The organism is Streptomyces sp. JHA26 (genome assembly GCF_002005565.1).
Classification (GTDB): Bacteria; Actinomycetota; Actinomycetes; order Streptomycetales; family Streptomycetaceae; genus Streptomyces.
This window is the reverse complement of record NZ_BDJC01000030.1, coordinates 43,130-69,802: the sequence shown is the minus strand read 5'-3', so window position 1 is coordinate 69,802 and position 26,673 is coordinate 43,130. Positions and strand designations below refer to the sequence as shown.

General features: G+C 73.8%; 17 protein-coding genes and 1 pseudogene. 7 read left to right on the top strand and 11 right to left on the bottom strand.

Features of this window, described 5'->3' with window-relative positions; genetic code table 11:
* Position 1 precedes the first annotated feature (1 nt).
* Genes paaD through JHAT_RS34700 form a run of 5 tightly spaced genes read right to left on the bottom strand, consistent with a single transcriptional unit; the run spans position 2 to position 2,840 of the window.
* A complete protein-coding gene (gene paaD, locus JHAT_RS19505; protein WP_375603575.1) occupies positions 2-523 on the bottom strand; it encodes a 1,2-phenylacetyl-CoA epoxidase subunit PaaD in 522 nt (173 codons plus the stop codon).
* Complete coding sequence (gene paaC / locus JHAT_RS19500) at positions 517-1,308, bottom strand: 1,2-phenylacetyl-CoA epoxidase subunit PaaC (RefSeq protein WP_171990983.1); 792 nt, start codon at positions 1,306-1,308, stop codon at positions 517-519. Before paaC ends, paaD begins: the two co-directional genes overlap by 7 nt.
* Positions 1,309-1,318: 10 nt before the next feature.
* The gene (gene paaB / locus JHAT_RS19495) at positions 1,319-1,630 is read right to left on the bottom strand and encodes a 1,2-phenylacetyl-CoA epoxidase subunit PaaB (RefSeq protein WP_077799493.1); all 312 of its coding nucleotides are present in this window, start codon (positions 1,628-1,630) and stop codon (positions 1,319-1,321) included.
* Entirely contained in the window at positions 1,627-2,652 is a 1,026-nt protein-coding gene (gene paaA / locus JHAT_RS19490; protein ID WP_077799492.1) for a 1,2-phenylacetyl-CoA epoxidase subunit PaaA, read from the bottom strand. Before paaA ends, paaB begins: the two co-directional genes overlap by 4 nt.
* Positions 2,649-2,840: a hypothetical protein gene (locus tag JHAT_RS34700; RefSeq protein WP_171990981.1), complete on the bottom strand. Its 192-nt coding sequence runs from the start codon at positions 2,838-2,840 to the stop codon at positions 2,649-2,651. The genes paaA and JHAT_RS34700 overlap by 4 nt, the downstream gene beginning before the upstream one ends.
* A gap of 232 nt (positions 2,841-3,072) precedes the next feature.
* On the opposite strand from JHAT_RS34700, the gene JHAT_RS19480 reads away from it, so the two are divergent.
* From JHAT_RS19480 to JHAT_RS19470, 3 genes are all read left to right on the top strand, one after another.
* Positions 3,073-3,321 carry an acyl carrier protein gene (locus JHAT_RS19480; RefSeq protein ID WP_077799511.1) on the top strand — a complete coding sequence of 83 codons (249 nt, stop codon included), beginning with the start codon at positions 3,073-3,075 and terminating at the stop codon, positions 3,319-3,321.
* Positions 3,321-4,805 (top strand): class I adenylate-forming enzyme family protein, encoded by a 1,485-nt coding sequence (locus tag JHAT_RS19475; protein WP_077799490.1) that lies wholly within the window; start codon positions 3,321-3,323, stop codon positions 4,803-4,805. Before JHAT_RS19480 ends, JHAT_RS19475 begins: the two co-directional genes overlap by 1 nt.
* A gap of 178 nt (positions 4,806-4,983) precedes the next feature.
* Positions 4,984-5,613, top strand: coding sequence for an enterobactin synthetase (locus tag JHAT_RS19470; protein ID WP_077799489.1), 630 nt, complete (start codon positions 4,984-4,986; stop codon positions 5,611-5,613).
* A 48-nt stretch (positions 5,614-5,661) separates the two neighbouring features.
* On the opposite strand, the gene JHAT_RS19465 is transcribed toward JHAT_RS19470, so the two are convergent.
* The 4 genes from JHAT_RS19465 to JHAT_RS19450 all read right to left on the bottom strand — a co-directional run bounded on the left by JHAT_RS19465 (position 5,662) and on the right by JHAT_RS19450 (position 19,704).
* Entirely contained in the window at positions 5,662-5,859 is a 198-nt protein-coding gene (locus tag JHAT_RS19465; RefSeq protein WP_077799488.1) for an antitoxin, read from the bottom strand.
* A 67-nt stretch (positions 5,860-5,926) separates the two neighbouring features.
* Positions 5,927-7,156 carry a crotonyl-CoA carboxylase/reductase gene (gene ccrA / locus JHAT_RS19460; RefSeq protein WP_107481962.1) on the bottom strand — a complete coding sequence of 410 codons (1,230 nt, stop codon included), beginning with the start codon at positions 7,154-7,156 and terminating at the stop codon, positions 5,927-5,929.
* Positions 7,122-11,069 carry a type I polyketide synthase gene (locus JHAT_RS19455; RefSeq protein ID WP_171990979.1) on the bottom strand — a complete coding sequence of 1,316 codons (3,948 nt, stop codon included), beginning with the start codon at positions 11,067-11,069 and terminating at the stop codon, positions 7,122-7,124. The genes ccrA and JHAT_RS19455 overlap by 35 nt, the downstream gene beginning before the upstream one ends.
* A complete protein-coding gene (locus JHAT_RS19450; protein ID WP_077799487.1) occupies positions 11,062-19,704 on the bottom strand; it encodes a non-ribosomal peptide synthetase in 8,643 nt (2,880 codons plus the stop codon). Before JHAT_RS19450 ends, JHAT_RS19455 begins: the two co-directional genes overlap by 8 nt.
* Positions 19,705-20,174: 470 nt before the next feature.
* On the opposite strand from JHAT_RS19450, the gene JHAT_RS19445 reads away from it, so the two are divergent.
* Positions 20,175-21,482 carry a condensation domain-containing protein gene (locus JHAT_RS19445; protein ID WP_077799486.1) on the top strand — a complete coding sequence of 436 codons (1,308 nt, stop codon included), beginning with the start codon at positions 20,175-20,177 and terminating at the stop codon, positions 21,480-21,482.
* 63 nt (positions 21,483-21,545) lie between these two features.
* Positions 21,546-22,064 (top strand): RNA polymerase sigma factor, encoded by a 519-nt coding sequence (locus tag JHAT_RS19440; protein ID WP_077799485.1) that lies wholly within the window; start codon positions 21,546-21,548, stop codon positions 22,062-22,064.
* A gap of 100 nt (positions 22,065-22,164) precedes the next feature.
* On the opposite strand, the gene JHAT_RS19435 is transcribed toward JHAT_RS19440, so the two are convergent.
* Positions 22,165-22,845 (bottom strand): PAS domain-containing protein, encoded by a 681-nt coding sequence (locus tag JHAT_RS19435; protein ID WP_077799484.1) that lies wholly within the window; start codon positions 22,843-22,845, stop codon positions 22,165-22,167.
* Between the two features lie 689 nt (positions 22,846-23,534).
* Between JHAT_RS19435 and JHAT_RS19430 the strand changes: the two genes are divergently transcribed.
* Both JHAT_RS19430 and JHAT_RS19425 read left to right on the top strand, forming a co-directional pair.
* Positions 23,535-24,881: a helix-turn-helix domain-containing protein gene (locus tag JHAT_RS19430; RefSeq protein ID WP_077799483.1), complete on the top strand. Its 1,347-nt coding sequence runs from the start codon at positions 23,535-23,537 to the stop codon at positions 24,879-24,881.
* Positions 24,882-25,172: 291 nt separating this feature from the next.
* Positions 25,173-25,401, top strand: a pseudogene (locus tag JHAT_RS19425) (DUF3253 domain-containing protein).
* 89 nt (positions 25,402-25,490) lie between these two features.
* Here the strand turns inward: JHAT_RS19425 and JHAT_RS19420 are convergent.
* A complete protein-coding gene (locus tag JHAT_RS19420) occupies positions 25,491-26,630 on the bottom strand; it encodes a CdaR family transcriptional regulator (protein ID WP_077799482.1) in 1,140 nt (379 codons plus the stop codon).
* Positions 26,631-26,673 lie beyond the last annotated feature (43 nt).

Below are 26,673 nucleotides of genomic sequence, written 5' to 3'. Positions count from 1 at the left end.
CTCACAACGCGGTCAGGTGGGGGAAGGGCTCGCGGCACGCGGTGCACCACAGCACCGACTGACAGCGGGCCGGGCCGAAGGCGCTGTGCGGCCGGGTGGCCCTCGAGCCGCAGTGCGGGCAAGGCACGGCGCCCAGCGCGACGGGGACCGGGCTGTCGGGTGCCGGGGTCACGGGGGGCGCGATGCCGTGCGCGGCGAGGGCGCGCCGCCCCTCGGGGGTGATGCGGTCCGTCGTCCAGGGGGGCGTCAGGACGTGCCGGACGCGGCCGTCCGGGTGGCCGCAGGAGGTCAGGACCTCCCGCACGGCGGCGGTGATCTCGGGCAGCGCGGGGCAGCCGAGGTAGGTGGGCGTGATCTCCACCTCCAGCACGCCGTCGGCGCCGGGGGCGACACGGCCCACCACGCCGAGGTCGCCGAGGCCGATCACCGGCAGTTCCGGGTCCGGGAGCGCTGCCACCCGCTCGCGCACCTCCTGGGCGGAGCGGCGGACTGTGACCGGTGCGGGCGTGGGCGCGTTCACCAGGTACCCCCGGGGAACTGACGTCTCACGTACTGCAGTTCGGCGATCAGTGACCCGAACTCCTTGGTGTGCAGGCCCGCGCGGCCGCCGGTGGCCGACCAGGTGGGAGCGGGCACGGCGAGGCCCGCCTCGGTGACGACGCCGGTGACCCGCCCGAGCCACGTGTCACGCAGGGGTGCCGGGGAGGGCACGGTGCCGGACGCGGCCAGGCGGCGCAGGAGGTCGTCCTCCTCGAAGAGTTCGCCGGTGTAGGGCCACACCCGCTCCAGGGCGTGTCGCATGCGGCGCGCGCTCTCGGCGGTGCCGCGTCCCAGGGTCTCCGTCCAGCGGTCGGCGTGCAGCCGGTGGAAGGCGACCTCCTTGGCGGCCCGGACCCCGAACGCGGCGAGCTCGGGGTCGGCGCAGTGCGCGAGGTTCTCGTAGTGGAGGACGGCGTAGTGGGTGTAGACGAGTTGCCGGGCCACCGTCACGGCGAAGTCGCCGTTGGGCAGCTCGGTCAGCAGGGCGTTGGTGAACTCGCGCTCCGAGCGGGTGTAGGCGAAGTCGTCCTCGGTGCGGCCGGTTCCGTCGAGGCGGCCGGCGCGGGTGAGCAGCGCGCGAGCGTGGCCGATCAGGTCGAGGGCGATGTTGGACAGGGCAAGGTCCTCGTCGATGGTCGGCGCACGGGTGATCCACTGGCACAGCCGCTGCCCGAGGATGAGCGCGTCGTCGCCGAGGCGCGTCGCGTACCGGGCCAGATCGGGGTGGGCGGCGGACGGCGGCACGTCCGGCAGGGTGCCGGGGCGCACTGCCACAACGTCACTCGTCGTGCTCACCTTCGGGGCCTTTCTCGGTCAGCGGCGCGTAGTGCTCGGGGTAGCGGTACGGCTTGTGGCGGGCGCCCGCGAAGTACGGGTCGCGTTCGTCCGGGGACACCGTGTGCACGGCGTCGGAGCGGACCACCCACAGCGACAGGGGTTCGCCCCGGCGCGTGTACAGGTCGCGGGCGGCGGCCAGTGCCGCGTCCGGACCGGCGGCACGCACCGACCCCACGTGCTGGTGCGCCAGGCTTCTGCGGGCGCGCAGGAACACCTCCCAGGACGCCGGCGCGCCCTCTCGTGCCGCGCTCATGCGGCCGCTCCCCGCGGCTCGTCCGTCCTCGCGACGTACGCGACGGCTGCCTCCCTGACCCAGGCGCCGTCCTCGTGCGCGGCCAGGCGGCTCGCGATGCGCTGCCGCGCCCAGTGGGTGTCGTCGCCCAGGGCCGTGCGGTAGGTGTCCCAGTCGACGGGCGTGAAGTCGTAGTGCCCGCGCTCCTCGTTCCAGCGGATCGCCGGGTCGGGCAGCGTCAGGCCGAGGCGTTCGGCCTGCGGGACGCAGGTGTCGACGAAACGCTGGCGCAGCTCGTCGTTGGTGTGGCGCTTGATGCCCCAGGCCATCGCACGGCGGGAGACCGCGGCCCCCAGCGCAGCGGTCCGCGCGTCGGCGCCGCCCGCCTCCGTGTCGGGCGGTCCGAACATCAGCGCCACCGCCGGCAGCCACCAGCGGTTCACCGCGTCCTGCGCCATCTCCTTCTGCTCCTGGGTCCCCTCGCACAGGGTGCGCATCAGGTCGTAGCCCTGACGCACGTGGAAGGCCTCCTCCTGGCAGACGCGGCGCATCGCCCGGGCATAGGGCCCGTAGGACGTACGGCACAGGGGAGCCTGGTTGATGACGGCGGCGCCGTCCGTCAGCCAGGCGATGGCGCCGGTGTCCGCCCAGGTCAGCGCGGGATGGTTGAAGGTGGCCGAGGCGCGCTGCCGGCCGTGGTGCAGGGCGTCCAGCAGGTCGGCGCGGTCCACGCCGAGTGTCTCGGCCGCGGAGTACAGGTACAGGCCGTGGCCCGCCTCGTCCTGCACCTTGGCGAGCAGGACCGACTTGCGATGCAGGGACGGGGCCCGGGTGAGCCAGGCGCCCTCGGGCTGCATGCCGATGATCTCGGAGTGGGCGTGCTGGGCGATTTGACGGACCAGCATGCGGCGGTAGCCGTCGGGCATCCAGTCGCGCGGTTCGATCGTCTGGCCGTCGGCGATGAGCGCGTCGAAGTGGGCGAGCAGGTCGGCCTCGTCCGCGGTGGCGGAGGCCGTGGTGGCGGCGGTGGTCGACGCGGTCACCGGACACCGCCCGGACGTGCGGCGACCGTCGCGGCGGTGCCGTGCTCCCGGACATCCGCGGGACGTGCGGCGGCCATCGTCACGGTGCCGTGCTCCCGGTCACCGCCCGGGCGTGCGATGACCGTCGCGGCGGTGTCGTGCTGCGGGCACCGTCGCGGGGACCGGACCCGTACCGGCTGCCTGGGCACGCACATCACTCCTTCGATTCGACGACCGCCCGCGCGGGGCGCCGGGCGGAGCGGGTTGCTTCGTTGCGATAAGAGGCCGGGCGTACGGCCCGGCTATCCCCGGCCCGTGAGGTTCGGGCGCGTGACAAAGGTCACGGTGCGGTCCGGGGAGTGCGGCCGGGCGCGGCGACCTCTTGAGGAGATGACAGTCGTGGACCGCGGCGGCCGGCACGCCGAGGCGAAAGGGGAAACCATGAGCACCATCAGGGAGTTGCTGGTCGAACTCACCGGCACCGTCGAATACGCCGACCGGATCGGCGACGACGCCGACCTGGCCGCCAGCGGCATCGACTCCGGGGACCTGGTGCGCCTGGTCCTGCTGGTCGAGCAGCGGCTCGGGGTCGAGATCACCGCCGAGGACATGGAGGAGCTGCGCACGATCGGTGACTACGAGCGTTTCGTGGCCGAGCGCGCGGGCGCCGGCGCGAGCGGCGGTGCGTGATGTGGCTGACGCAGCTGCTGGAGCGCAACCGCCAGTGCCGGCCCGGCCGGATCGCGCTGGTGGACGACGAACGCAGCGTCACCTGGGCCGAGCTGCACGACCGTACGCGACAACTGGCCCACGGCCTTGCGGAGTCGGGTATCGGGCGGGGTGACCGGGTGGCCGTGCTCTCCAAGGACCGGATCGAGGTCCTGGAGAGCTACTTCGCGCTGGCCCGCCTCGGCGCGCTGTTCGTACCGCTCAATCACAGCCTGGCCGAGCCCGAGGTCGCCGGGATCGTCGAGCGCGTCGGCGCGGTGGCCGTCCTCGGCGAGTCCGAACTGCTCGACCGCCACGCCGATCTGCCGAAGTCGGTGCGTCTCCGGGTCGCCTTCGACAAGCCCGCCTTCGCGGCGCTGGGCACCCTGGCCGAAGAGCGGGAGCTGCCGGACGTCGCCGACAGCGAACCCATCGCCGTACTGCACACCTCGGCGACCACCGGACAGGCCAAGGGGGTGACGGTCGACAGCGCGTCCTTCCGCGCGATCGCCCTCGGCTGGCTGGTGATGGCCCGCCCCACCGACGACATCGTCATGGTCAACTGCTGCCCGCTGTACCACGGCAGCATGGTCGTCTCCCTCACCTACCTGGCGGCCGGAGCGACGGTCGTGCTGATGCCCGGATTCACTCCGCAGCGGGCGCTGTCGGCGGTGGAGCGGCACCGCGCCACGCACATGTGGCTGGTGCCTCAGATGCTGCGCTTCATGCTCCAGGCGAAGGCGTCCGGGCACACCGACCTGTCCTCCCTGCGGGAGGTGCTGTACGGGGCCGCCCCCATGCCGCTCGACGTCTACGCCGACGCGGTCGAACGGCTCGGGTGCGGCTTCCGGCAGGTGTACGGCATGACCGAGGTGGGGGGCCCGTTCGTCACGCTCGGTCCCGACGAGCACCCCGCGCCCGGGGACGTGACCGCCCGCATCCCGTGCGGACGGGTCGTGCCGGGCATGTCCGCCCGCGCTGTCGACGAGGCAGGCCGGGAACTGCCGCCCGGCGAGATCGGCGAGATCGTGGTGCGCGGGCCGGGCGTCATGCAGGGGTACTGGAACGACCCGGAGGCCACCCGCGAGATCACCCGCGACGGCTGGACCAGGACAGGTGACCTCGGCTTCATGGACGACGAGGGCCGCATCAGCCTGGTGGACCGCACCAAGGACGTGATCATCCGCGCGGGTCAGAACGTCTACCCCTCCGAGATCGAGCGCGCCCTGATGACCCACCCGGCGGTCCGGGACGCGGCGGTCGTCGGCGTGCCCGACGAGGACTACGGCGAGGTGCCGCTGGCCTACGTGGCGCTGGAGGCGGGCGCGGAGCCGAGCACCGCGGAGTTGCTCGCACACGTGACGGGGCTGCTCGCGCCGTACAAGCGGCCGCGACGGGTGGAGTTCATCGAACAGGTGCCGCGCAATCCCGCCGGCAAGATCATCAAGAAGCTGCTGCGGGTATGAGGGCGCGCGAGGGCGGACGGCGATGAGCGAACGCCCGGCACGCCCCGGGCCGGCCACGGCACGGACGCCGTGGCCGGCCCGAGCTGGTGCGGAGCTTGTGCCGGCGGTTCGGGGCTGCGGGAGGCCCCTGTGGGGCCGGGCTGACGAGGGGCCGCGCCGCGGCAAGCCGTTGCCGTGGGTGCGCGATGACCTGGCCGCGCTGCGTCCGCTCCTTCTCGCCGCCGGACTCGGGCTCGGTGTCGCGGCCGCCTCCGAACCGGGCGCGGAACCGGCCGGGCCCGCCGAGGCGGCTGCCGCGGCGTCGATGCCGGAGCAGCGGCGGCGGGAGTTCCTGGCCGGCCGACGGGCCGCCCGCCGGGCCCTGTGGGCGGTGGGACTGGACTGCGGTGAGATCCCCCGGTCGGGGCGCCTGCCGGTGTTCCCGCCGGGCCGGGCCGCGTCGATCTCGCACAGTGCGGGGATCGCCGTCGCCGTGACGCGCGGTGCCGGCGGGGAATTGCCTCTCGGCTGTGACCTGGAGCTGCGGTCCCTCCCCCGCGCAGCGGCCCGTCTGGTGCTGCGTGCGGACGAGGAGCCGCTGCTCGTGGTCTGGTCGGTGACCGCTTTGTTCTCCGCCAAGGAATCTGCGTGGAAGGCCCTCGCCGTGGCGAACGGGGGCCTGCGGGACTTGCGGGCCTCGTCCTGCGGGGACGAACTGCGTGTCTGCCTTCGCGTGGATCCCGCGCGCGCCGTGCGGGTGCGGGTCGTACACGTCGGGGCGGCGGGAGTCTTCAGCTACGTGACCGGCTGGGACGCCGTTCCCGGCTGACGGAAGCCGCCCGTCCCCGGGTGCGCCGGGGACGGGCGGGGCGACGGGTCAGCGTTCCGGCGTCGTGCCGCCGTCCCGGTAGGAACGCCGCACCGCGCCGGCCGCCTTGTCGGTCTGGGCGTCGTACTTGTTGCCCGTGCGCTCGTCGACCATGCGCTCGGCGCCCGAGACACCCTTGTCCGCCTGGTCGGGGTGGCCCTTGGCCATCTCCTTGGCCTTGTTCATCATGTCGCCCAGCTTGCCCATGGGGGTACCTCCAGGAGGTGCGCGTGCGTCGTACCCCGCCGCAGGTACCCCTCAGGCCGCGGGCGAATCACCCCGGGTCGCCCACCCGGGCCGCCATGTTGCCCGCCGGGTGCCGGTTGTCGTGGATGAGCTGGTGGGCGAGTCCGATCTCGTCGAAGTCGAAGGTCCGGGACAGGCACGGATCGATGATCCCCTGGTCGATCAGCCGGGTGACCTCACGTGCTTCTCGTGCCGTGGCGACGTGCGAGCCCTGCAGCCGCTTCTGCCGCATCCACAGGAACCGCAGGTCGACGTCTCCGTTGTAGCCGGTGGTGCCGCCGCACAGCACGACCATGCCGCCGTTGTCGCACAGGTACAGGGAGGTGGGGATGGTGTCGGCGCCGGAGTGTTCCAGCACGATGCGCGGGCTGCGGCGCTCGCCCAGCACCTCCCAGAAAGCCCGTCCGAAGGCCCTGGCTCCCGACAGCCAGCGTGCCGTCGCCGCTTCGTCGGAGGTGTCCGGGAGCCTCCCCCAGTGGTCGAACCTCCGCCGGTCGATGAAGCCCTCGGCGCCCAGCTTGAGGCAGAACTCGCCCCGTTCCTCGCTGGAGACGACCGCGACGGGGATGCCGCCGACGTGCCGGACGAGCTGGATGGCGATGCAGCCCAGTCCGCCCGCGCCACCCCAGATCAGTACTGGGTCGCCGGGGCGGACCGTGTGCGGCGGCCAGCCGAAGAGCTGGCGGTAGGCGGTGGCGGCGGTCGCCATGTAGCAGGCGGCTTCCGCCCAGGGCAGCCGTGCGGGCTTGGGGTGGCACATGTAGTCGTCGACGACGGCGAACTGGGCGAACGAGCCGTAGTTCTCCTCGTAGCCCCACACCCGCTGGGTGGCGGACCACGTGGGGTCGCCGCCGAGGCGGATGTCCTCGGCCTTCTCGTCCCAGCGGTTGGCGAGGACGACGACCTCGTCGCCGAGCTCCACCCCGCGTACGTCCTCGCCGACCGCCCACACGATCCCGGACAGGTCGGAGCCGCCGATGTGGAAGTCCTCCGTGGCGCCCGCCTTCCGCCGTGCGGCGATCACGTCGAGCGGCGAGCCGAGCGCCGCCCAGACGTTGTTGTAGTTGATGCCGGCCGCCATCACCTTCACCAGGACCTGGCCGCGCCCCACGGGCGGCACGTCGACCACCTCGGTACGGAAGGCGTCGACGGGCTGCCCGTAGCGCTCACGGCGGATGAGCGAGGCGTACATCTTCTTCGGGACGGTGCCCATCTCGGGGGCGTCACCGAGTTCGTAGAGGTCCTGGGTCGCTTGCACGCTGGTTCTCCTCTTCGCGGGTCTCACGGGGAAGGGGTGTACGGGCGCGGTCGCCGAGGGCGCGCAGTGCCTTCGTCACCGCTTCGCCGATGCGGGCGATGGGTTCGGGTTCGGTCATCTCGTAGTGGCCGCAGGGCACGCGGTGGTCGTGGAGGGTTCCGTCGACGTGCGGCCGCCAGCTGTCGGCCTTGCCGGGCAGCACCGCCAAATCCGCCGGGTGTTCGGTGTGCTGCTCCTCCGCGGCGCTGAAGAACAGGACGTCACCGCGGTAGGTGCCAGGAGTGAATTGGGGCGCTATGCGCAGGTTGTTGCGCATGACGGCGGCGATGGCGGCGGCCTCGGCGCCGCTGACGGGGACGCTCGCCGGGTCGGCCGCGACGCGGGCGTCGATCTGGTCCAGGACCGCCTCCACGGAGGCCTGTGCGTCGACGGGGAGGCCGGCCACCCTGGACAGCAGAGCGGCGACCTGACGTTCTGTGGCGTCGGCATCGTGTGCCGTGCCGTGCGGCTGGGGCGCGTCGAGCATGGCGAGGAGTTCGACCTGCTCGCCGTCGCGTTGCAGGGCGCAGGCCATGGCGTGGGCGACGAATCCGCCGTAGGACCAGCCCAGCAGCCGGTAGGGGCCGCGGGGTTGCACCCGGCGTATCAGCTCGAGGTAGTGGGCGACCATGGCGGCGGCGTCCGGGGCGGGCGGCCGGGTGCCGTCGAGGCCGGCGGCCTGGATGCCGTAGACGGGCTGATCGCCGCCGAGGTGGGGCAGCAGGCCCGTGTAGCGCCAGGCGACGCCCGCGCCGGGGTGGACGCAGAACAGGGGGGCGGCGCTGCCCTCGGCACGCAGCGGCAGCAGCGGGCCGAGGGCGGAAGAGGTGATCTCCGGGGTCGGCCCGTCCGGCCGGTCGGCCGCGGCGAGGACTCCGGCCACGGTGGGCGCGGCCAGCAGGGTCGCCGCCGGGACGTGGAGGACGCCGGTCTGGCGCAGCCGTCCCGCCAGCAGCACGGCGCGCATCGAGTCGCCACCGAGGTCGAAGAAGTTGTCGTGCACCCCGATGCCGCCGATGCCGAGGGTCTCCTCCCAGAGCCGGGTGACCTCCCGTTCGCGGTCGTCGCGGGGCGGTACGTGTTCGGTCGTCAGCCGGGGCCGGGGGGCGAGGCCGGGGCCTGCCGCTGTCGTGGTGTCGTCGGAGGGGGCGGGCTCCGTCCGGGCGCCGGGCGCGTCGATCCAGTGACGGTGGCGCTCGAAGGCGTACGGGGGCAGCGGCACCCGCCGGGGCGCGCCCGGCACCGGGGGCAGCGCGCGGTCCACGCCCGCGCTCCACAGCCGTCCCAGCGCTTCGGCGAGGACGAAACCGTCGGACGCCTCGGCCTTGGCGTGGCGCATGGTGGCCACCGTCACCGGCGTCCGGTCGGTGAGGCGGCCGGCGGCGAGCTTGCTCAGGGTGTCGCCCGGCCCGATCTCCACGAGGACGGGGTGCAGCCGGTCCCACAGGGCGGTGATGCCGTCGGCGAACCGCACGGTGTCGCGGGTGTGGGCGAGCCAGTGCCGGACGGAGGTGGCCTGGGCGTCGGTGACCCAGGTGCCGGTGACGTTGGTGACGTACGGGATGCGCGGCGGGCGCAGGGTGACCTGGCGCAGGTGGATCTCGTAGGCCGGCAGGACCGGGTCCAGGACGTGCGAGTGGGCCGCGACGGGGATGCGCAGGCGGCGGAACGGGATGCCGCGCCGGGTGAGTTCGGCCTCGAAGCGGGTGACGGCGCCGAGGTGACCGGCGACCGTGCAGGCGGTGGGGCCGTTGACAGCGGCGAGGGACAGGTCGGCGTCGAGCAGCGGCCGGATCCGTTCGGCCGGAGCGGCGACGCCGACGGTGGCTCCGCCGGCGGAGCTGATGAGCCGGATGCGTTCGGTGACCAGGGGCAGCATGTCGGCGAGGTCGATGACGCCGGCCAGGCAGGCGGCCGTGTACTCGCCGAGCGAGTGGCCGATCAGCGCGTCGGGGCGCACGCCCGACTCCATGAGCGTACGGGCCAGGGCGTACTCGGTGACGACGAGCCCGAGGAAGGCGGAGGTGTCGTCGGGCCGTTGCTCCTCGAAGAGGGCGGTGCGCAGGTCGGCGTCGAGGACGGGCCGCAGGATGCGGGCGCACTCGTCGACGGTGTCGCGGTAGACGGCCTGGTCGCGGTACAGCTCCTTGCCCATGCCCGGGTACTGGGTGCCGCCGCCGGGCAGCAGGAACGCCACGCGGGCCGGGTCGTCGGCGGGCGGAGGGATGGCCGGGGTCGCGGAGCGCAGTGCGTCCAGGGCCTCCTCGCGGGTGGCCGCCGTGACGGTGAGCCGGTGGCGCAGTGCGGGCCGGTCGGTGCGCAGGGAGTGGGCCACGTCGTCCAGGCGCAGGTCGGGCCGGCGTTCGAGGTGCCGGGCGAGTGCGGTGGCCTGGCCGCGCAGGGCGCCGGCGGTGCGCGCCGACAGCGGCAGCACCAGGCGGCGGCCGTCGTGGGGCGGGCGGGCCGGGGCGGGGGGCGTGCGGGGGGCTTCCTCCAGGATGACGTGGGCGTTGGTGCCGCCGATGCCGAAGGCGCTGACGGCCGCCCGGCGGGGGTGGTCGCCCTCGGGCCACTCCTCCAGCGCGGTCGGCACGCGGAAGGGGCTCGCGTCGAAGTCGATGAGCGGGTTGGGCCGGTCGAAGTGCAGGCTCGGCGGGATCTGCCGGTGCTCCAGGGCCAGGACCGCCTTGATGAGTCCGGCGATGCCGGCGGCGGCTCCGAGGTGGCCGATGTTGGTCTTGACCGAGCCGAGCGCGCAGAACCCGGTGCGATCCGTGCTGTGCCGGAAGGCTTCCGTCAGGGCGGCCACCTCGATGGGGTCGCCGAGTTTGGTGGCGGTGCCGTGCGCCTCGATCAGGCCGATGGTGGCGGCGTCGACCTCGGCCTGGGCCTGCGCGGCGAGGATGACCTCGGTCTGTCCGGCGGCGCTGGGCGCGCTGAAGCCCACCTTGCGCCGGCCGTCGTTGTTGACGGCGCTGCCGCGGATGACGGCGCGGATGCGGTCGCCGTCGGCGAGGGCGTCCTCGAGCCGCTTGAGCACGACGGCGCCCACACCGTCGCCGGAGGAGGTGCCGGCGGCGTCCGCGGCGAAGGCGCGGCAGTGCCCGTCGGGCGAGAAGGGCCCGTCGGGTACGTGGCGGTAGCCCAGTACTGCGGAGGGGTTGAGGGAGACGGCGGCGGCGAGCGCGGTGTCGCAGCGGTGGTCGAGCAGGTCCTGGCAGGCGGTGTGCACGGCGACCAGCGCGGTGGAGCAGGCGGTCTGCAGGGACACGCTGGGCCCGGTGAGGCCCAGTTCGTAGGACACGCGGGTGGCGAGCGTGCCGAGGGAGTTGGCGGTGGCGGCGTGGACGAGCGCCACCGAGCCGGGCTGTCCGGCGTAGCGGGGGTGGACGTGGGCGGGGTAGTAGCGGCTGTCGCCGGCCCCCGCGTACACGCCGAACGCCTCCCCCGCACGGTCGCCGCCGAGGCAGCCGGCGTCCTCCAGGGCGTGGTAGGCCGTCTCCAGCAGCAGCCGCTGCTGGGGGTCGACGACGGCGGCCTCGGCGGGGCTGTAGCCGAAGAAGCCGGAGTCGAAGCGGTCGATGCCCTCGACCACCGACGCCATGCGGATCAGGGCCGGGTCGTCGAGGTCTCGCGCGTCGCCGCCGGCGGCGAGGAACTCCTCGTCGGTGACGGGCCGTACGGACTCCCGGCCGGCCGCGAGGTTGTCCCAGAAGGCGTCGAGGTCGTCGGCGCCGGGGAAGCGGCCCGCCAGGCCGATGACGGCGACGGCGGGCGGGTCGTCGTCGTGGGGTGCGGTGGTGTCGTGCACGGCCTGTGCCTCGTCCTTTCCCGGTTCGGTGGTGTACGCGGTGCGGTCGGTCCGCTCAGACATGGCCGCGGTCCTTGCCCTGGCGGGCGGAGCGGCGGGCGCGGGCCGCGCGTTGCCGGCGGGCCTGTTCCCTGGCGCGGTCCAGGCCGTCGCCGTTCTCCGGCCGGGAGGCCGCTTCGACGTCGGCCACCGGGCCCGCACCGGTGGCCGACAGGTGGCGGGCCAGGTCCCGGACGGTGGGGTGCGCGAAGAGGTCGACGACGGACAGCTCGCTGCCGACGGCGCGGTTGACGGCGCTCTGCGCGGTGACCAGGAGCAGCGAGTTGCCGCCCAGGTCGAAGAAGTTGTCGTCCAGGCCCACCCGGTCGCGGTCCAGGACCTCGCGCCACACCTGGGCCAGCCGGCCCTCCAGGCGCCGCAGGTCTTCTTCCGTCTCGGGCTCGTCCGGGCGGGCGCCGGTGCCCGCCGAGGCAAGCGTCCACGCGTCGTCGGGCAGGCCGGCCGCCTGGGCGCCGGCTGCCGCGGCGCGGTACAGGGCTCCCAGGTCGGTGCCGTCCTCCAGGCCGACGCGGGCGGCCAGGCGCCGGGTCTGGCGCACGGGTGCCACGACGTGGCTGCCCACCCAGGGGGCGGTGCGGTCGGCGCCGATCAGCAGGTGCGGTTCGTCCAGGGTGCGGGCGAAGTCGAACGAGCGCAGCGCGGCGGGCGGGTCGAGCAGCCGGTAGCCCCGGGCCTCGGTGAGGGCGGTGAGACCGTAGCCGCGGCTCAGGCCGCGGTCGCGCCACATGCTCCAGGCCAGCGACTGCGCGGGCAGGTCGAGGCTGCGGCGGTACTCGGCGAGGGCGTCCAGGTAGGCGTTGGCGGCGGCGTAGGCGGCGTTCATGGCGCCGCCGAAGAAGCCGTTGACCGTGGAGAAGGTGACGAACGAGACGTGCGGGTGGTCGGCGGTGAGCCGGTGCAGCGTCCACGCGCCGCGCACCTTCGCCTCCAGCGCCCGGCGCCAGGTGGTGGTGTCCAGGTCGCCCACGGGGCGTTCCACGAGCGTGCCCGCCAGATGCAGCACTGACGTCAAGGGCACGCCCCAGGTCTCGGCGGCGGCCTGGACGGCGGCCCGCACCTGGTGTTCGTCGGTGACGTCGGCGCGGGCGTAGCGGACCTCTCCCCGCTCGCGCAGCCCCGGCAGGGCGCGGGCCTCGTCTTCGGGGGTGCGGCCGAGGACGAGCAGCCGGGTGCCGGGGGTGCGCAGCAGGTGGGCGGCGATCTCGGCCCCGACACCACCGAGGCCGCCGGTGATCAGGGTGAAGCCGCCGTGCGCGGGGGGTTCGGCGCGGGAGGGGGTTTCGGGCAGGGGGACGAGGCGGCGTACGTAGCGGCGCCCGTCGCGGTGGGCGACGTCCGCGCCGTCGCCGGTGTGCGCCGCCTCGGCCACGAGGACGGTCAACGGGTCCGCGGTGTCGTCGGCGGGCAGGTCGAGGTGGCGGACCCGCAGCGCGGCGGACTCCTCGGCCAGCGACTTCAGCAGGGCCGCGGCCATGGCGTGCGCCGGTGAGGGCCGGTCACCGGGGCGCACGGCCTGGGCGCCCGCCGAGACGTACACCAGGTCCAGGGGACGCTGCGGGCCGGGCCGGCCGGCGAGGGCCCGGGCAAACGCCAGCAGCCGCTCCACGCCCGTCGTGTCGTCCGGCGCCACCGGCGGCTCTCCCGTGCCGCGGAGCCCGTCGAGGTACAGGACGGCGTCGACGGCCCGCTCGTCGTCCGCCGACTGGCCCAGCAATGCGGCGTAGTCGGCGGTCTCCAAGGGCCGGACCCGGTAGTGGGCGGCGTCCACCCGCTCGTACGCGGCCGCATCCTCGACCACCGTGCACAGGCCGCCCGCCGAGCGCAGCGCGTCGGCCAGCCGCTTGGCGAGTGCGCCGACCCGAGGGTCGCCGCCCGCCAGGACGAGGGTGTGCCGGCCCGGCGTCACGGCGGGGGCGTCGGGACGTCGCGTCCGCTGCCACACCGGGCGCAGGAACCAGTCGGGGACGGTGGCCGCGCCGCCCAGCAGCACCTGGCTGCGGCGCACCTCGTCGTCGAAGTCGCCCGCCTCGAAGCTCTTGCGCAGCTTGGTGCGCTGGATCTTGCCGATCTCCGTCTTGGGGACGGCGTCCCGCGCCACCGGGATGAGGAAGGCCGGGCTGACGCCGATCTCCCGGGTGACCTTGCCGGCGATCTCACGCAGGGCGCGGGCCGGGTCGGCGCCGGCCTCGGGGGTGAGGTGCAGGAACAGGGCGAGTTCGTCGGTGGGCGAGACGGGGTCGGTGCGTACCGCGACCGCGGCGGTGAAACTCCGCTCCGCGTAAGGGAGTTCCTCTACACAGGCTTCGATCTCGTGGCTGTAGTGGTTGACGCCGTTGACGATGATGACGTCCTTGGCGCGGCCGGTGATGTAGAGCTCGCCGTCACGCAGGAACGCCAGGTCGCCGGTGTCGAACCAGCCGTCGTCGGTGAACGCCTCCGCGTTCGCGGCCGGATTGTCGTGGTAGCCGCCGGTCACCGAGGTGCCGCGGACCTGGAAGCGGCCCGCCTCGCCCTCGGGCAGGACAGTGCCCTGTTCGTCGACGACCCGCATGGCGAAGCCCGGGTAGGGGCGGCCGCAGCTCACGAACGTGCCCTCGCCCGGGACCGGTTCGGCGGGCAGGACGGCGTCGGTGACCACCGAGCAGGTCTCGGACATGCCCCAGCCGGGATGCATCACGTCCTGCGGCAGGCCGAAGGGCCTCAGCGCGTGCAGGAAGCCCCGGGCCGCGGACGCGACGACGACCTCGCCTGCGTTCATCACCAGCCGCATCGGCGACAGGTCCCAGTCACGGCCGGTGAAACGGTGGGACTGTTCGGCCAGGAGCCCGAAGGCGAAGTTGGGCGCCCAGGTGACGGTGACCCCGTGCCGGTCGGCGAGGTCCATCCAGCGCAGCGGGTCCTGCAGGATCCAGGGGGTGGGGGCGTGGATCTGGCGGCAGCCCAGGTACACGTCGCGCAGGTGGAACATGACGACGCCGGTGACGTGGTCGAGCGGGATCCAGTTCAGGGAGACGTCGTCGGCGCCGAGGCCGTTGAGCTGCTCGGTGGCGGCCGAGCGGGTCAGCACGTTGCGGTGGGTGAGCCGTACCGCCTTGGGCAGGCCGGTGCTGCCGGACGTCATCAGCATCAGCATCACGTCGTCGGGCCGGGCGGGGTACCAGTCGTGGTCCTCGGGCGCGGCGCGCAGGGCGTCGGCCGTGGTGATGCGCGGTCCGGGCCAGTCCTGCCGGGCGACGACCGCACGCAGCCCGGCCTCACGCCCGGCGGAGCAGACGATCCAGGGCCGGCCGAGCATCCGCCAGATGCCCTCCAGCTTGGTCAGCGCCGCGGAGGGGGTCTCGTAGGAGGCGGGGACGGTCAGCGGGACGGCGACGAAGCCGCCGAGGACGCAGCCCCACAGCACGGCGAGGAAGTCCTCGGTGGCGTCGCACTGGAGGATGACCCGGTCGCCCGGGCGCAGACCGGCCCGGCGCAGCCCGGCCAGGACGCGGGATGCCTCGGGGATCAGGGATGCGTAGGTGTGCCGGTACTCGCCGCCGTCGTCGTGGACGTGGACGATGTCGCCCTTCTCGAGTGCGGCGGCGCGGCGCAGGGCCTCGGCCCAGCTCGGCACGGACGGTTCGGTCAGGGCGGGGCCCTCGCTGACGGCGGGGACGGCGCGGGCCGGCCCGGGGCGGGTGGTGGGGGCGGCCCGGGCGTGGCGGTCGGGCAGGCCGGTGTGGCGGCGTTCCAGTTCCTCGGGGGCGTTCTCCACCGCCACGTCGACGGCTGTGACGCCGGGCAGCTCGGCCAGCCGCTGCCGCCAGGTCCTGGCCGCGGTCGTGTCGACGGCGGGCAGGGCCCGCAGTGCCGCGCCGTCGACGCCGCCGTCCTCGGTTCGGGGCAGGGTGTTCACCGCCGTGACACGGACCGTGCCGTTGCCCGCGCGGGCCAGGAGTTCCTCGACGCGTTCGGCGGCGTCGGTCCGCCCGGGCACCACGTACAGGCGGGCCGGGGCGTCGCCGTGGCCGGGCAGCGCGTGGGCCTCGCGGATGCCGGGCACGGACCGGGCCGCGTCCGCGAGCTCGGCCGTGTCGATCGTGGCCGGGACGGCGGTGCGCTCGGGAAGCGCGGGCAGCTGCCCGAGGTGGACGGCGGGGTCGGTGCTCACCGTGCGCAGGACGTCGTGCAGGGCGCGGGCGAACGCATCGGCGGTCCGGGCGTCGTAGAGGTCGGTGGCGTACTCGACTTGCAGGGTCAGGCCGTCGGGGGCGCCCGCGGCATCGTGGCGCTGAAGGACGTCGACGAACAGGTCGAACTTGGCGGTGCCGGTGGCGGTGGGCCGCAACCGGGTGCGGGTGCCGTCGAGTTCGAGGACGGCGGGTGCGTTGTTCTGCAGGGCCAGCATCACCTGGAACAGGGGGTGCCGGCCGGGCGTGCGGGGCGGGTTGAGGTCCTCCACCAGCCGGTCGAAGGGCAGGTCCTGGTGGTCCAGGGCGGCCAGATCGGCGGTGCGCAGCCGGGCGAGGAGGTCGAGGAAGGCGGGGTCGCCGGAGGTGTCGGCGCGCAGTACGAGGGTGTTGGTGATCAGGCCGATCAGCGGGTCGAGGCCGGGTTCCGTGCGACCGGCGACGGGGGTGCCGATGACGATGTCCTCGCCGGCGCCGCAGCGGGTGAGCAGGGCGCTGACGGCGGCGTGCAGCACCATGAACAGGCTGGCGCCCTCGCGGTCGGCCAGACGCAGCAGCGCACGGTGCAGGTCGGCGTCGACGGCGACTTCGACGTGCGCGCCCGTGCCCCGCGGTGCGGTGGGCCGGGGCCGGTCGCCGGGCAGGGTGCACTCCTCGGGCAGACCGTCCAGCGCGCCGCGCCAGTGGGTGGTGAGCCGCTCCAGGCGGCCGGGGCCGTCCGGACCGGGCGCGAGCAGGGCGCGCTGCCACAGCGCGTAGTCGGCGTACTGCACCGTCAGCGGGGGCCACTTTGGTGCCCGGCCCGCCCGGCGGGCGGCGTAGGCGGCGGACAGGTCGGCGGCGAAGGGGGCGAGCGACCAGCCATCGGCGGCGCTGTGGTGCAGTACGAACAGCAGGACCCGGTCGCTGCCGGTGCCCAATAGCCAGGCTGTCAGGGGGCTTTCCGCCGTCAGGTCGAAGGGGCGGCGCGAGGCGGCGTGGACGTGGGCGGCGATCTCCGCGGCAGGGCAGTCGACGCGCCGCAGCACCGTGCGCAGCTCTCCGGGCGCCAGGATGCGCTGGAAGGCCGTCCCGTCCTGTTCGGCGATCACCGTGCGCAGGCTCTCGTGCCGGTCGGCCAGGTCCCCGAGCGCGGCCTGGAGCGCCCCGGTGTCCAGGCCGGACCCGACGGGAACCAGGAGCGGGATGTGGTAGGTGGCCGCGCCCTCGTCGAGCCGGTTCAGGAACCACATGCGTTCCTGGGCGAAGGACAGCGGCACCCGCTGCGGGCGAACGACGGCGCCGAGGACGGGCCGGGGCGGGGCGCCCTGCGTGCCCGCGGCGAGCCGTTCGGCGAGCGCCGCCGGGGTCGGCGCCTCGAACAGGGCGGTGATGGGAATCTCCGCACCGGTCCGCTGCCGCAGCCGGGCCAGCAGCCGGGTGGCGAGCAGGGAGTCGCCGCCCAGGTCGAAGAAGCGGGCGTCCACGCCCACGGACTCGCCCGGCAGGTCCAGCACGTCCTCGAACAGGGCGCACACCAGGCGCTGGTGCGCAGTCGCCGGCCGGGTGCCGGACGCGGCGGCGGTGAAGTCGGGATCGGGCAGGGCCTGCACGTCGAGTTTGCCGTTCGCGGTCAGCGGCAGGGCGTCCACGGGGACGCAGGCGGCCGGGACCATGTGCTCGGGCAGGTGCGTGGCCGCGTGGGTGCGCAGGTCGGCGGGGTCCGCAGGGGTGTCACCGGAGGGGACGGTGTAGGCGATGAGGTGCAGGGCGCCGTTGCCGGTGCGACGGGGCACGACGGCGGCGCGGGCGACGCCCGGGTGGGCGGTGAGGACGGCCTCGATCTCGCCGGGCTCGACGCGGAAGCCGCGCAGCTGTATCTGGGCGTCGGCGCGGCCGATGTAGTCGAGGGTGCCGTCGGGGCGGCGCCGGGCCAGGTCGCCCGAGCGGTACATGCGGGTGCCGGGCGGGCCGTAGGGGTCGTCGAGGAAACGTTCCGCGGTCTGCTCGGGGCGGTTGAGGTAGCCGGGGGCGACGCCGGCGCCGGAGACGTACATCTCCCCTGTCGCGCCGGGCGGTACCGGCCGTCCCTCGGGGTCCAGCAGGTGCACCCGCAGGTCGGCGAGCGGTCGGCCGATGACGCTGACGCGGCGCGGGTCGTCCAGGTCGGCTTCGGTGAGGCGGTGGTGGGTGACGTGCACGGTGGTCTCGGTGATGCCGTACATGTTCACCAGCGCCGGTCGGTCGAGGCCGTGCCGGTCGGCCCAGGGGCGCAGCCGCGCCGGGCGCAGGGCCTCCCCGCCGAAGATGACATAGCGCAACGCCCCACTGCCACGACCGTGTTCGAGGTCGGCGTCGATGAGCTGCTCGAACGCGGACGGTGTCTGGTTGAGGACGGTCACGCCCTCGCGGTGCAGCAGGTCGAGGAAGTCGCGCGGCGAGCGGCTGACGGCGTAGGGCACGACGACGATCCGGCCACCGTGCAGCAGGGCGCCCCAGATCTCCCACACGGAGAAGTCGAAGGCGTAGGAGTGGAACAGCGTCCACACGTCGTCGGCCCGGAAGTCGAAGTGCTCGGCCGCGGCGGCGAAGAGGCGTACGACGTTGGCGTGCGGCACGGGCACGCCCTTGGGACGGCCGGTGGAGCCGGAGGTGTGGATGATGTACGCGGTGTCGGACGGGCTGAGCGGGCCGTGCCGTTCGGCGTCGGTCAGGTCGGTGCCGGAGCGGCGGGCGAGATCTGCGGCCACCTGGGGGTCGTCCAGCAGCAGGGTGGGGACGGCGTCCTGGGCGAGGTGGGCGTGGGCGTGCTCGGTGACGAGGACGACGGGGGCCGCGTCCTCGACGACCAGCCGCAGCCGCCCGGCCGGCTGACCCGGGTCCAGGGGCAGGTAGGCGGCGCCGGTCTTCAGGACGGCCAGCAGGGCGGGCAGCAGCCGGATGCCGCGCTCCAGGGCGAGCGCCACGACCCGGCCGGGGCCCGCGCCGTGCTCGGTCAGCAGCCGGGCGATCCGGTTCGCCTCGGCGTTGAGACCGGCGTAGGTGAGCCGCTCGTCCCCGTGGCTGACGGCCGTGCGCTCGGGTCCGGCCGCGGCCCGCTCCTCGAACAGCTGCGTCAGGGTCCACCCGACCGGATACGTGTGCGCGGTGGTGTCGCGGGGGTGTTCGCCCGGCAGCAGGATGTCCAGATCACCCAGCGGCGTCGCCGGGCCGGCCTCGGCCAGCAGGCGCAGCAGCGTGCGGAACCGGTCGCGGTGCAGGGCGAGTTCGTCCTCACCGTACAGGGCGGGGTTGGCGTCGAGGGCCAGCCACAGTCCGCCGCCGCGCTGTCCGGGACGCACCGAGATCTGCAAGTCGTCGACGGCTCCGCCGGACAGGTGGTGCCAGGTGGTGGGGTGACCGCCGAAGACCGGGGACTCGTCGAACGGGACGATGTTCAGCACCGGCCCGTACAGTCGGCGTCCGGTGCCCAGCAGGCCCAGGTCGCGGCGGAGGAACTCGCCGCGGCAGCGCTGGTGGCGGCGCAGGGCCTGCAGTTCGTCGGCGACGGCCCGGGCGAGTTCCGCGACGCTCGTCGCGGGGGCGGCGGCCACGCGCAGCGGCAGGACGTCCGAGGCGGTGCCGGGGGTGCGCAGGGCGGCGCTGCCCAGCCGGCTCATCGTGGCCATGCCCAGCACCAGGTCGTGGGCGCCGGTCATCCGGTGCAGGTAGATGGCGGTCGCGGCGGTCAGCAGGTCGGTGCGCCGGACACCGAGGCGGGCGGCCGCGGTGTCCAGGGCATCGGTCTCGGCGGGCGTCAGTTCGGCGGTGCGGCGCAGGAAGGGCACGGTGGGCGGCGCCGTGCGGGCAGTGAGCCGGGCGGGTTCGGGCAGACCGGCCAGACGCTGCGCCCAGTGGTCACGGTCGCGGGCAAAGCGCTCGGAGGCGAGGTAGGCCGCCTCCTCCTCCTGGAGCCGGCGCACCGGCGCGAAGGCGCACGGCTCCGGTTCGCGGTCCTCGGCCAGCGCGTTGTACGTCTCGGCCAGGCGGCGCCCGAGGAGCTTGTAGCTGTAGCCGTCCAGGAGCAGGTGATGGGCCCTCAGCAGCCACAGGTGCCGGTCCTCGGCGAGGGTGAGCAGGGTGTGCGCGAACAGGGGGCCCTTCTCCGGGTCCACCGGGGTCGCGAGGTCGGCGCGGACGTACTCCCATGCGGTGGCCTCCGGATCGGCGGCGCCGCTGACGTCGGCCCGGTTCAGACTCCAGTCGTCCGCGTCCGGAGCCGGGTGGCAGCGCGGACCCTCGTCGGTGTCGGCGAACCGCAGGGCGAAGGTGTCGGCCTCGGCCACGACGCGCCGCAACGCGGTCTCGAACAGGGCGCTGTCGAGGGGTCCGTGGATCTCCACGGCCTCCGCGGTGTTGTACGCGGCGCTGTCCGGTGCGAGCCGTCCGGCGTACCAGAGGCCCTCCTGGGCTCCGGACAGCGGTCGACGTGCGTCGTCCTGGAGTGACATAGCGCAAACCTCACGTGGCAAACCGAAGATGTCCCGGACGGCGAGGCCCGGCCGGATCGGACGGGTGCGGCCGCCCCGTGCCGCCCACGCGCGGCGTACGGCCGCACACCGGGCACGGCCCACGGGGGATGCAGAGGCCGCACACCGGGGTCAGGGCGATCACGCCGTCTGCCCCGGTTTCACGTCACAGCACGTTGAGGCACCCGCACGGGCCGGGTCAAGGCGAGCCGGTCCACCGGCCGGCGATTCAGGGATTTCCCTGGAATCCGCCGGGCCGGGGAGTACGAACTGCTGCTCAACTTCTAGGGAAATCACGCGACTTACTCGCCCGGGGGCCTCTGGGCTGGATTCCGCCGTGCTCCCCCGTGCACCCTCGAAAAGCCCCCGACCTCCCCGCGGACCACCGCGGTGGCAGACCCGTCCCGGGGCCGTGGACTTCCGGAACGAACGACGGAAAGAAGGCTGACGGCATGCACCGTGCGCTGTGTCCGGTCGAGACGCTCTACGTGGGCCAGAGAAGCAGGGCCGTGCTGTCCTGCACCCTGCGTGGACCGGTGGACGTCACGGCACTGTCGGCCGCGTTCGACGCCACGACCGAGGCGAACCCGCCGCTGCGCTCCCGCATCGAACAGGACAGGGCGGGGCACCTGTTGCGCGTCCTCGACGCCGACGAGCGGCCCCGGCTGATCACCCGGACCGGCGACGAGGCCGAGGCCTACGCGACGGAGCTGAACAGGCCACTGCCGCTCGGAGGTCCCCTCAGCCGCGCCGTCCTGGTCAGCGCACCGGGCGGGGACCGCCACCTCTTCGTGCTGGTTGTCGACCACACCATCACCGACGGCCACAGCAGCATCGCGCTGCACAACGCCCTGTGGGACCGCTACCGGCAGTTGGTCGAGGGGGGCACCGGCGAGAGCGCCGATCCGGAGGGCCCCCGCTGGCCGGAGCCGGTGAGCCGGCTGCTGCCTGCCGTCGACGACGCCGACACGGCGAAGTACCTGGAAGGCCGCCTGGAGGAGATACGGCGCCACCCGGTCGAACTGGTCCCCTACGACGCCGCCCCCGGCGAGGGGACCGACGCCGGCGGGCACATCGAGGTCCGCAGAATGACCCTGGACACGGGTCTCACCTCACGGCTGCGCCGGACGGCGCGCGCCTCAGGCGTCTCGGTGCACGCTCTGATCTCCGCGGCCCTTCTGGTGACGGCGAGACGGCGGCTGCCGGGGGACGAAGGAGCCCGCACGCTCGGCTGTCTCTCCCCCGTCGACCTGCGCTCACGGCTGTCCCCACCGCTGCCCGCCTCCGCCCCGGTCCCCGCGGTCACCACCCACCTGCAGACCCTTCAGGTGTCCACGGAATCCGAGCCGTTGGAGGTGGCCCGTGCCGTGCACGCCCGTCTCGGCGACTTCCTCTCCCGAGGCGACCACGTGCACGAGATGCGCATCACGCCGGAGGTCCGCCGCAACCCCGCCCTGCAACTGGCCACGGTGATCGCCACCAACATGGGCGTGGTCCCGGGCCCGCGCCTGCCCGGCGGGCTGCGGGCCGTCGACGTACGGCTGGTCCCGGGCCGCGAGCACTACTTCCCGCAGGCCGGCCGCAGCCCCGTCATGGCCTGCGTCGTCTCCTTCGAGGGCCGGCTCAGCATCGAGTTCCCGCACTTCACCGCCTGCTACAGCCCTGACTTCATGAGGGCGTTCCGCGACGACGTGCGCGCCGGACTCCTGTCCTTCACGGATGCGTCCGAGCCCGGGCATGCCCCGGCCGCCACCGGCTGAGTACGTCCGCGCGTTCGCCCCTTCCGACCCCGCCCGCCCGGCCGTAAGGAACCTCTGTCCGTCATGACGACCGTCAGCGAACTCCCCTCCCCCCTCACGCTGCTCCCCCGAGCCCAGGCGGGCGACGAGCACGCGATGAACCACCTGCTGACCGCCATCACGCCCTTCGTGGCGCGTGTCTGCCGGTCCATCACCCATGACGACGGCGCCGACGCCACGCAGGAGGCGCTGCTCGCCGTCTACCGCGGCCTGGGATCCCTGCGCGAACCGGCGGCGTTCTACGGCTGGGTGCGCTCCGTGTCGGCCCGGGAGGCCGTCCGCACCGCCAAGCGCTACGGCACGGAGAGCTGGTGCTCCGAGGCGGAAGCTCAGCAGGAGACCAATCCCATGGACGCGGTGTACATCAGCGACGTACTGGAACGCCTGTCGCAGGCGCACCGGCAGGTCCTCACCCTGCGTGTCTACGGGCTCAACGAGGAGGAGATGGCCGAGGTGCTCGCCCTGCCCGTGGGCACCGTCCGTTCCCGTCTCTTCCGTGCCCGCCGCCGGTTCCAGGAAGCCTGGCAGCCCTCGGCAGCGTGAGGCCGGTCCGGCCACTGCGGGGGCCGGACCGTTACGACGGCGGCCGTGGCGGTGTTTCCGCCACGGCCGCCGTGCGGGGCCCGGCAGGCCCCGTTCCGCACTACCGCACGCATTCCGGGAGGACACGCGGGGGCCACTGCCCCGCGGCGAACATACCGAGGGCGTGTGCCCGCGCCACGAGGGCGGGCCGGTTGGGTGCGTCGAAACGACGCAGCATCTGTCCGACGCGGTACTCGACGCCCTGGCGGCTCAGATACAGACGGGAGGCCAACTGCACCGTGGAATCGCCGCTCGCCACACCTTCCAGAACCTGCGCGTCGAGGGCGCTGAGCACGGGCCCGCCGGTGGCCGCTTCCGCCGTCCGGCGCAGGAGGACGACGACACTGGCCATCTCACCCGAGGGCTGCCTGACGGCGATGGCGGTGATATCGGCATGGAAACCACGGCCGTCGCCGTCCCGGCCCGTCACCTTCTGCTTGAATCTCCGGCTACGCCCCGAGGAAAGCGCGGCACATTGTTCCCGCAAATGGCCCGGGGTCGGGGAACGGAGCAGTTCGAGGAGTCCGCGTCCGCAGATCTCTTCGGCACTCAGGCCGAATTGGCGGGCGAATTCGGGTTCCGCGGCCATGACCGCGAGGTCCCGCGGGGAGAGGTGGGCCGTACAGGTGGCCGCCGGGGTCACGTGGTCCTGCGCGGCGATCAGGTCGCGGCGGGCGGGAACAGCTGTGGCTGCGGTCTTCTTCTTGCTGGGCGAGGCGTCGGGGAAACTCGTGGTGGCCACGGACGTACCGTCCTTCTTCCTGCGCGTGGGGGGGCTGGGAAGGGTGTCACGGACGCGGAACGGACCGATGCGCTGTACCTGGGTGTCGACGAGCGCCCGGTGACGGCATGCGCCACCTCGCCGGTGGCCGGAGCCGGAGTTCCGCGTCGTTCCCGGCCGGCAGCGGGCCATGGGAGCCGGGAACTGGTCAGGTGAGCGGAGAGAACGGCGCCGAGGCGACCGTCATCCGGGTCTGCCGGGCAACGTTGTCATCACTGCTGTCCGAGCCCGAGGTGCGGTCCCGTCCACGGGCCGCCCGAGGACCGGGCGGGCGACACGTAAGCCCTGCCGAGATGAGAAGTGCGTTCGGCCATGGGGAGCACGAAAACCTCCACGGGACAAAGAGGGGATCGCTCGGGGGAAACCTCCTTCGAGATTAAAGGGAGACAACCCTTGAGACAAGAGTTTGCCAGGTGACCTGAGCAACGCGTCAACTCATCTGCGAGCGGGCCGAATTCGGGCTCTGCGAACCCCGTCGCCAACGATCCCGCCGGCCCGGGACGCTGCCCGCTGGAATGCACTCGCCCGCCACGCCAAACGGCTTGTCGCCCCTTGTCGCGCTCCTTAAAGTGCTGACAACCCACATGCCCGATCGGGCAAGCGGAACCACGGATACCGCACCGACCGGGCCACCTGACCCGAGGAGGGAGATGCTCGACCAGCCGCAGTTCGGCCGTCGGCTCAGAAGACTCCGGACCGCACGCGGCCTGAGCCAGGCCGACGTCGTCGGCGACGGCATGTCGACGGGACACCTGTCACGCCTGGAGTCCGGCGACCGGCGACCCACCGAGCGCACCGTGGCCTACCTCGCCCAGCGACTCGGCGTCGACGCTTCGGCCCTGACCGGCCCGCAGGACGACAGGTCCCTGAGCGGAGTGCTGGCCGCCGTGGTCTCGGCGCCGCCCGGGACGGACAGCACCGCGGCGCTCAGCCGCGCGGTCGAGGACGACCCCGGTGAGGACCCCGGCGCCCGCTGGCAGGCCCTGTGGCTGCTCAGCCAAGCCGCCGATCGCGACGGCGACCGCCAACTGGAGCGCACACACCTGCTGGCACTCCTGGCGCTGAGCCGCTCGTTGGACGCCCCCGACCTCCACACCCGCTCACTCGTCCGCTACGCGCGCTGCACACGGGCCATCGGCGACCTGGACACGGCGGAATCGGCGGCGACGGAGGCGCTCTCCCTCGCCCGCACCGCGCACCTGTGCGTGCCCGACACCCTGGCCGCCATGCTGGAGCTGATCAACAGTGAGACGGAACTCGGCCGCTGGGAGGCGGCCTCGCGGCACGTCGACGAGTTGGACCGCGATCTGCTGCCCCGGGCCTCTGCCGTACAAGCGGCCGAGGCCCTGTGGACGGCCGCCGTGGTCAGCAGCTGCAAGGGCGACGACGCGGCCGCCATGGCCCGGCTGAACAAGGCCCTGGGTCTGCTCGAGGGCAGACGGGAGGACCTGACCGCGTGGGCCCGGCTGCGGACCGCCGCCGCCGCCGCGGCCCTGCAGATGTCACCGCCTCGGGTGGCCGCCGCGGAGGAGTGGCTGGCAGAGGCCGCCTCCGTCCTCGATCTGACCGGCACGCCTGCGCAGCTTCAGGAACTGCACGCCCTCCAGGCTCATCTCGCCTTCGCACAGGACCGGTTGGAGGACGCCGCCCTGCTCAGTCGGACCGTGCTGTCCGAGGAGGACCTGCGTCTCCCCTACCGTGACCGGGTACGGCTGTCGGTCCTCGACGGTCGGCTGGCGATCCACGCGGGCCGGGTCGAGGAGGGCGTCGCCGCGCTCCAACAGCTCGCACGACAGGCCACCCAGTCCAGGTACGCCGGCCTCGCCGCCCACGTATGGCAAGCGCTGGCCACCGCCCTGGCTGCCCGCGTCCACCCCTCCGGGGCGGCCCCCTGCCGAACTCGCCCCGGCCGGTCGGGGGGACCGCGGTCCGTCCGCCGGCCGGGCACTCGCGCCGACGGGGCGGACGGCCTCGCAGAGAGCAGAGGGAAGCCGTGACGACGGCGCGATGGCCCACCGGCGCGAAGGGCCCGGGCCTCGCGCCGAGCGGGCACCGACCGGCCGGAGAGCCGCCCACGCGCGGGCGCGGGCACGACGGGACCGCGGGCGTGCGGGTGAGCGCTCAGCCTCCAGTAGATCGCGCGGAGCGGATCCGGAAGCACTTCGGTCGAACCGGACCGCCACGGTGCGGTCGGCGACTCGTCCTGCCGTCCGCACAGGCCCTCCGGCACACCGGATCGCGTGGAAGAGACGGACCGGCAGCTCGGTCAACGGCTGGAGAAGGCCATCATGAGCCTGCTGGAGCGCCGTGCCGACATCGCGTCGATCTGTCCCGTCCGACGCGGCGCGCGCGGCCTACGGGGGTGATGACGACGGCTGGCGGGCCCTGCTGGAACCGGTCCGCCGCGCGGCATGGCAGCTGGTGAACGACGGCGAGGTCGAGGTGACGCAGGGCGGCCGGCCCGTCGTGGAGACGGAGACGCGCGGGCCCGTACGCGTTCGGCGCGCGCGTCGGTAGCGGCAGCTGGGCACCTCCAGGGGCGGACACGGCTGAGGCGCGATTCCCGGACCGCCCCCCGATGTGGCCGTGGACGGTCGAGGAACGCGTCACCTGCCCCGAAGACCGACCGCCAGCGTCAGTTCGAGGAGCCGGTGCGGTGATGCGAGATCCGGGAACAACTCCCGCACCTGCGACATCCGGTACCGGACGGTCTGGGGATGGACGAACAACGCCGCCGCCACCTCGTCCCGCCTGCCCTGGTGCAGCAGCCACGCCCGCAACGTCTCCTCCAGCCGCCGCGCGGTCGTGTCGGGCAAGGTCCGCAACGGTGCGAGGGCTCGGGCACGCAGGTCCACAAAAGCGTCCATGTCGGCGCTCAGCACCAGCTCGGGCAGGTGCTCCTCGGTGTCGCGAATGCCGGGGGAGAGGGAGCGCGCGCGTACGGCTCGTGCGTACGAGGCCGACACACGTGTCCACGGCCGGGCCGGGCCCACCACGGCGGTGCGGTCGGCCAGCTGCCGCACGAGACGTGATCGGTCGGCATCGGGGACGAGCAGCACACCGGTGGCGTCCGGCAGATCGTCGAGGACGAGGGTGCTCGGGTCGAGCACGCGGTAGGCAGGCCGGGCCTGGGCGGCGGGCAGCAGGACCGCGGTCAGCGAAACCGGAGGCTGCCACCCGGCCCGTTGAGCAGAGGCCAGCAGCACGTCCGGGCTCGCGCCGGCGAGGAGGTCGCGGGCCAGTTGTTCCAGGTGGCGCTCGTGGGCCCTGCCCCGGGCGGCCAGTTCGTCGGCGTGGCCCGCGGCGCTCGCGGCGGAGAGCTCGTCGATGTAGGCGAAGGTCAGCTCGGCGAACTTGGCGACCTCGGCGGCGGGCAGCCCTGCGGACACGGCGCCCGCTGCCAGGCATCGCCAGGCCACGCGGGCGCCGACGCGGTAGGCGCTGAGCAGGGCGTCCATCGAACGGCCGTCGCGCACTTCGCCGCGGCCCAGCTCGTAGGCCGCGTCACCGCCGTCGCCGCCCGTGGCGTTCCCGCTCGCGAGGTCCAGGTAGTTCCCGAGGGCGGTGCGAACGGCTCGGCGGATGGTGCCGCCCATGCTGCCCGAAAGGGCGCCTGCGTAGGGAGGGACCTCGTCGATGATCGCCTGGACGACCTCGTCGGCGGTGGTCCTCAGCGCGGCCCGCAGTGCGGTGACCGTTCTCTCGTCCAGGGCCAGTTCGCTGGCCCTCTGGACTGCATGGCTCATTTTTGTTTCCTGCGAACAATCTAGGCGACCAGATTCACATCGT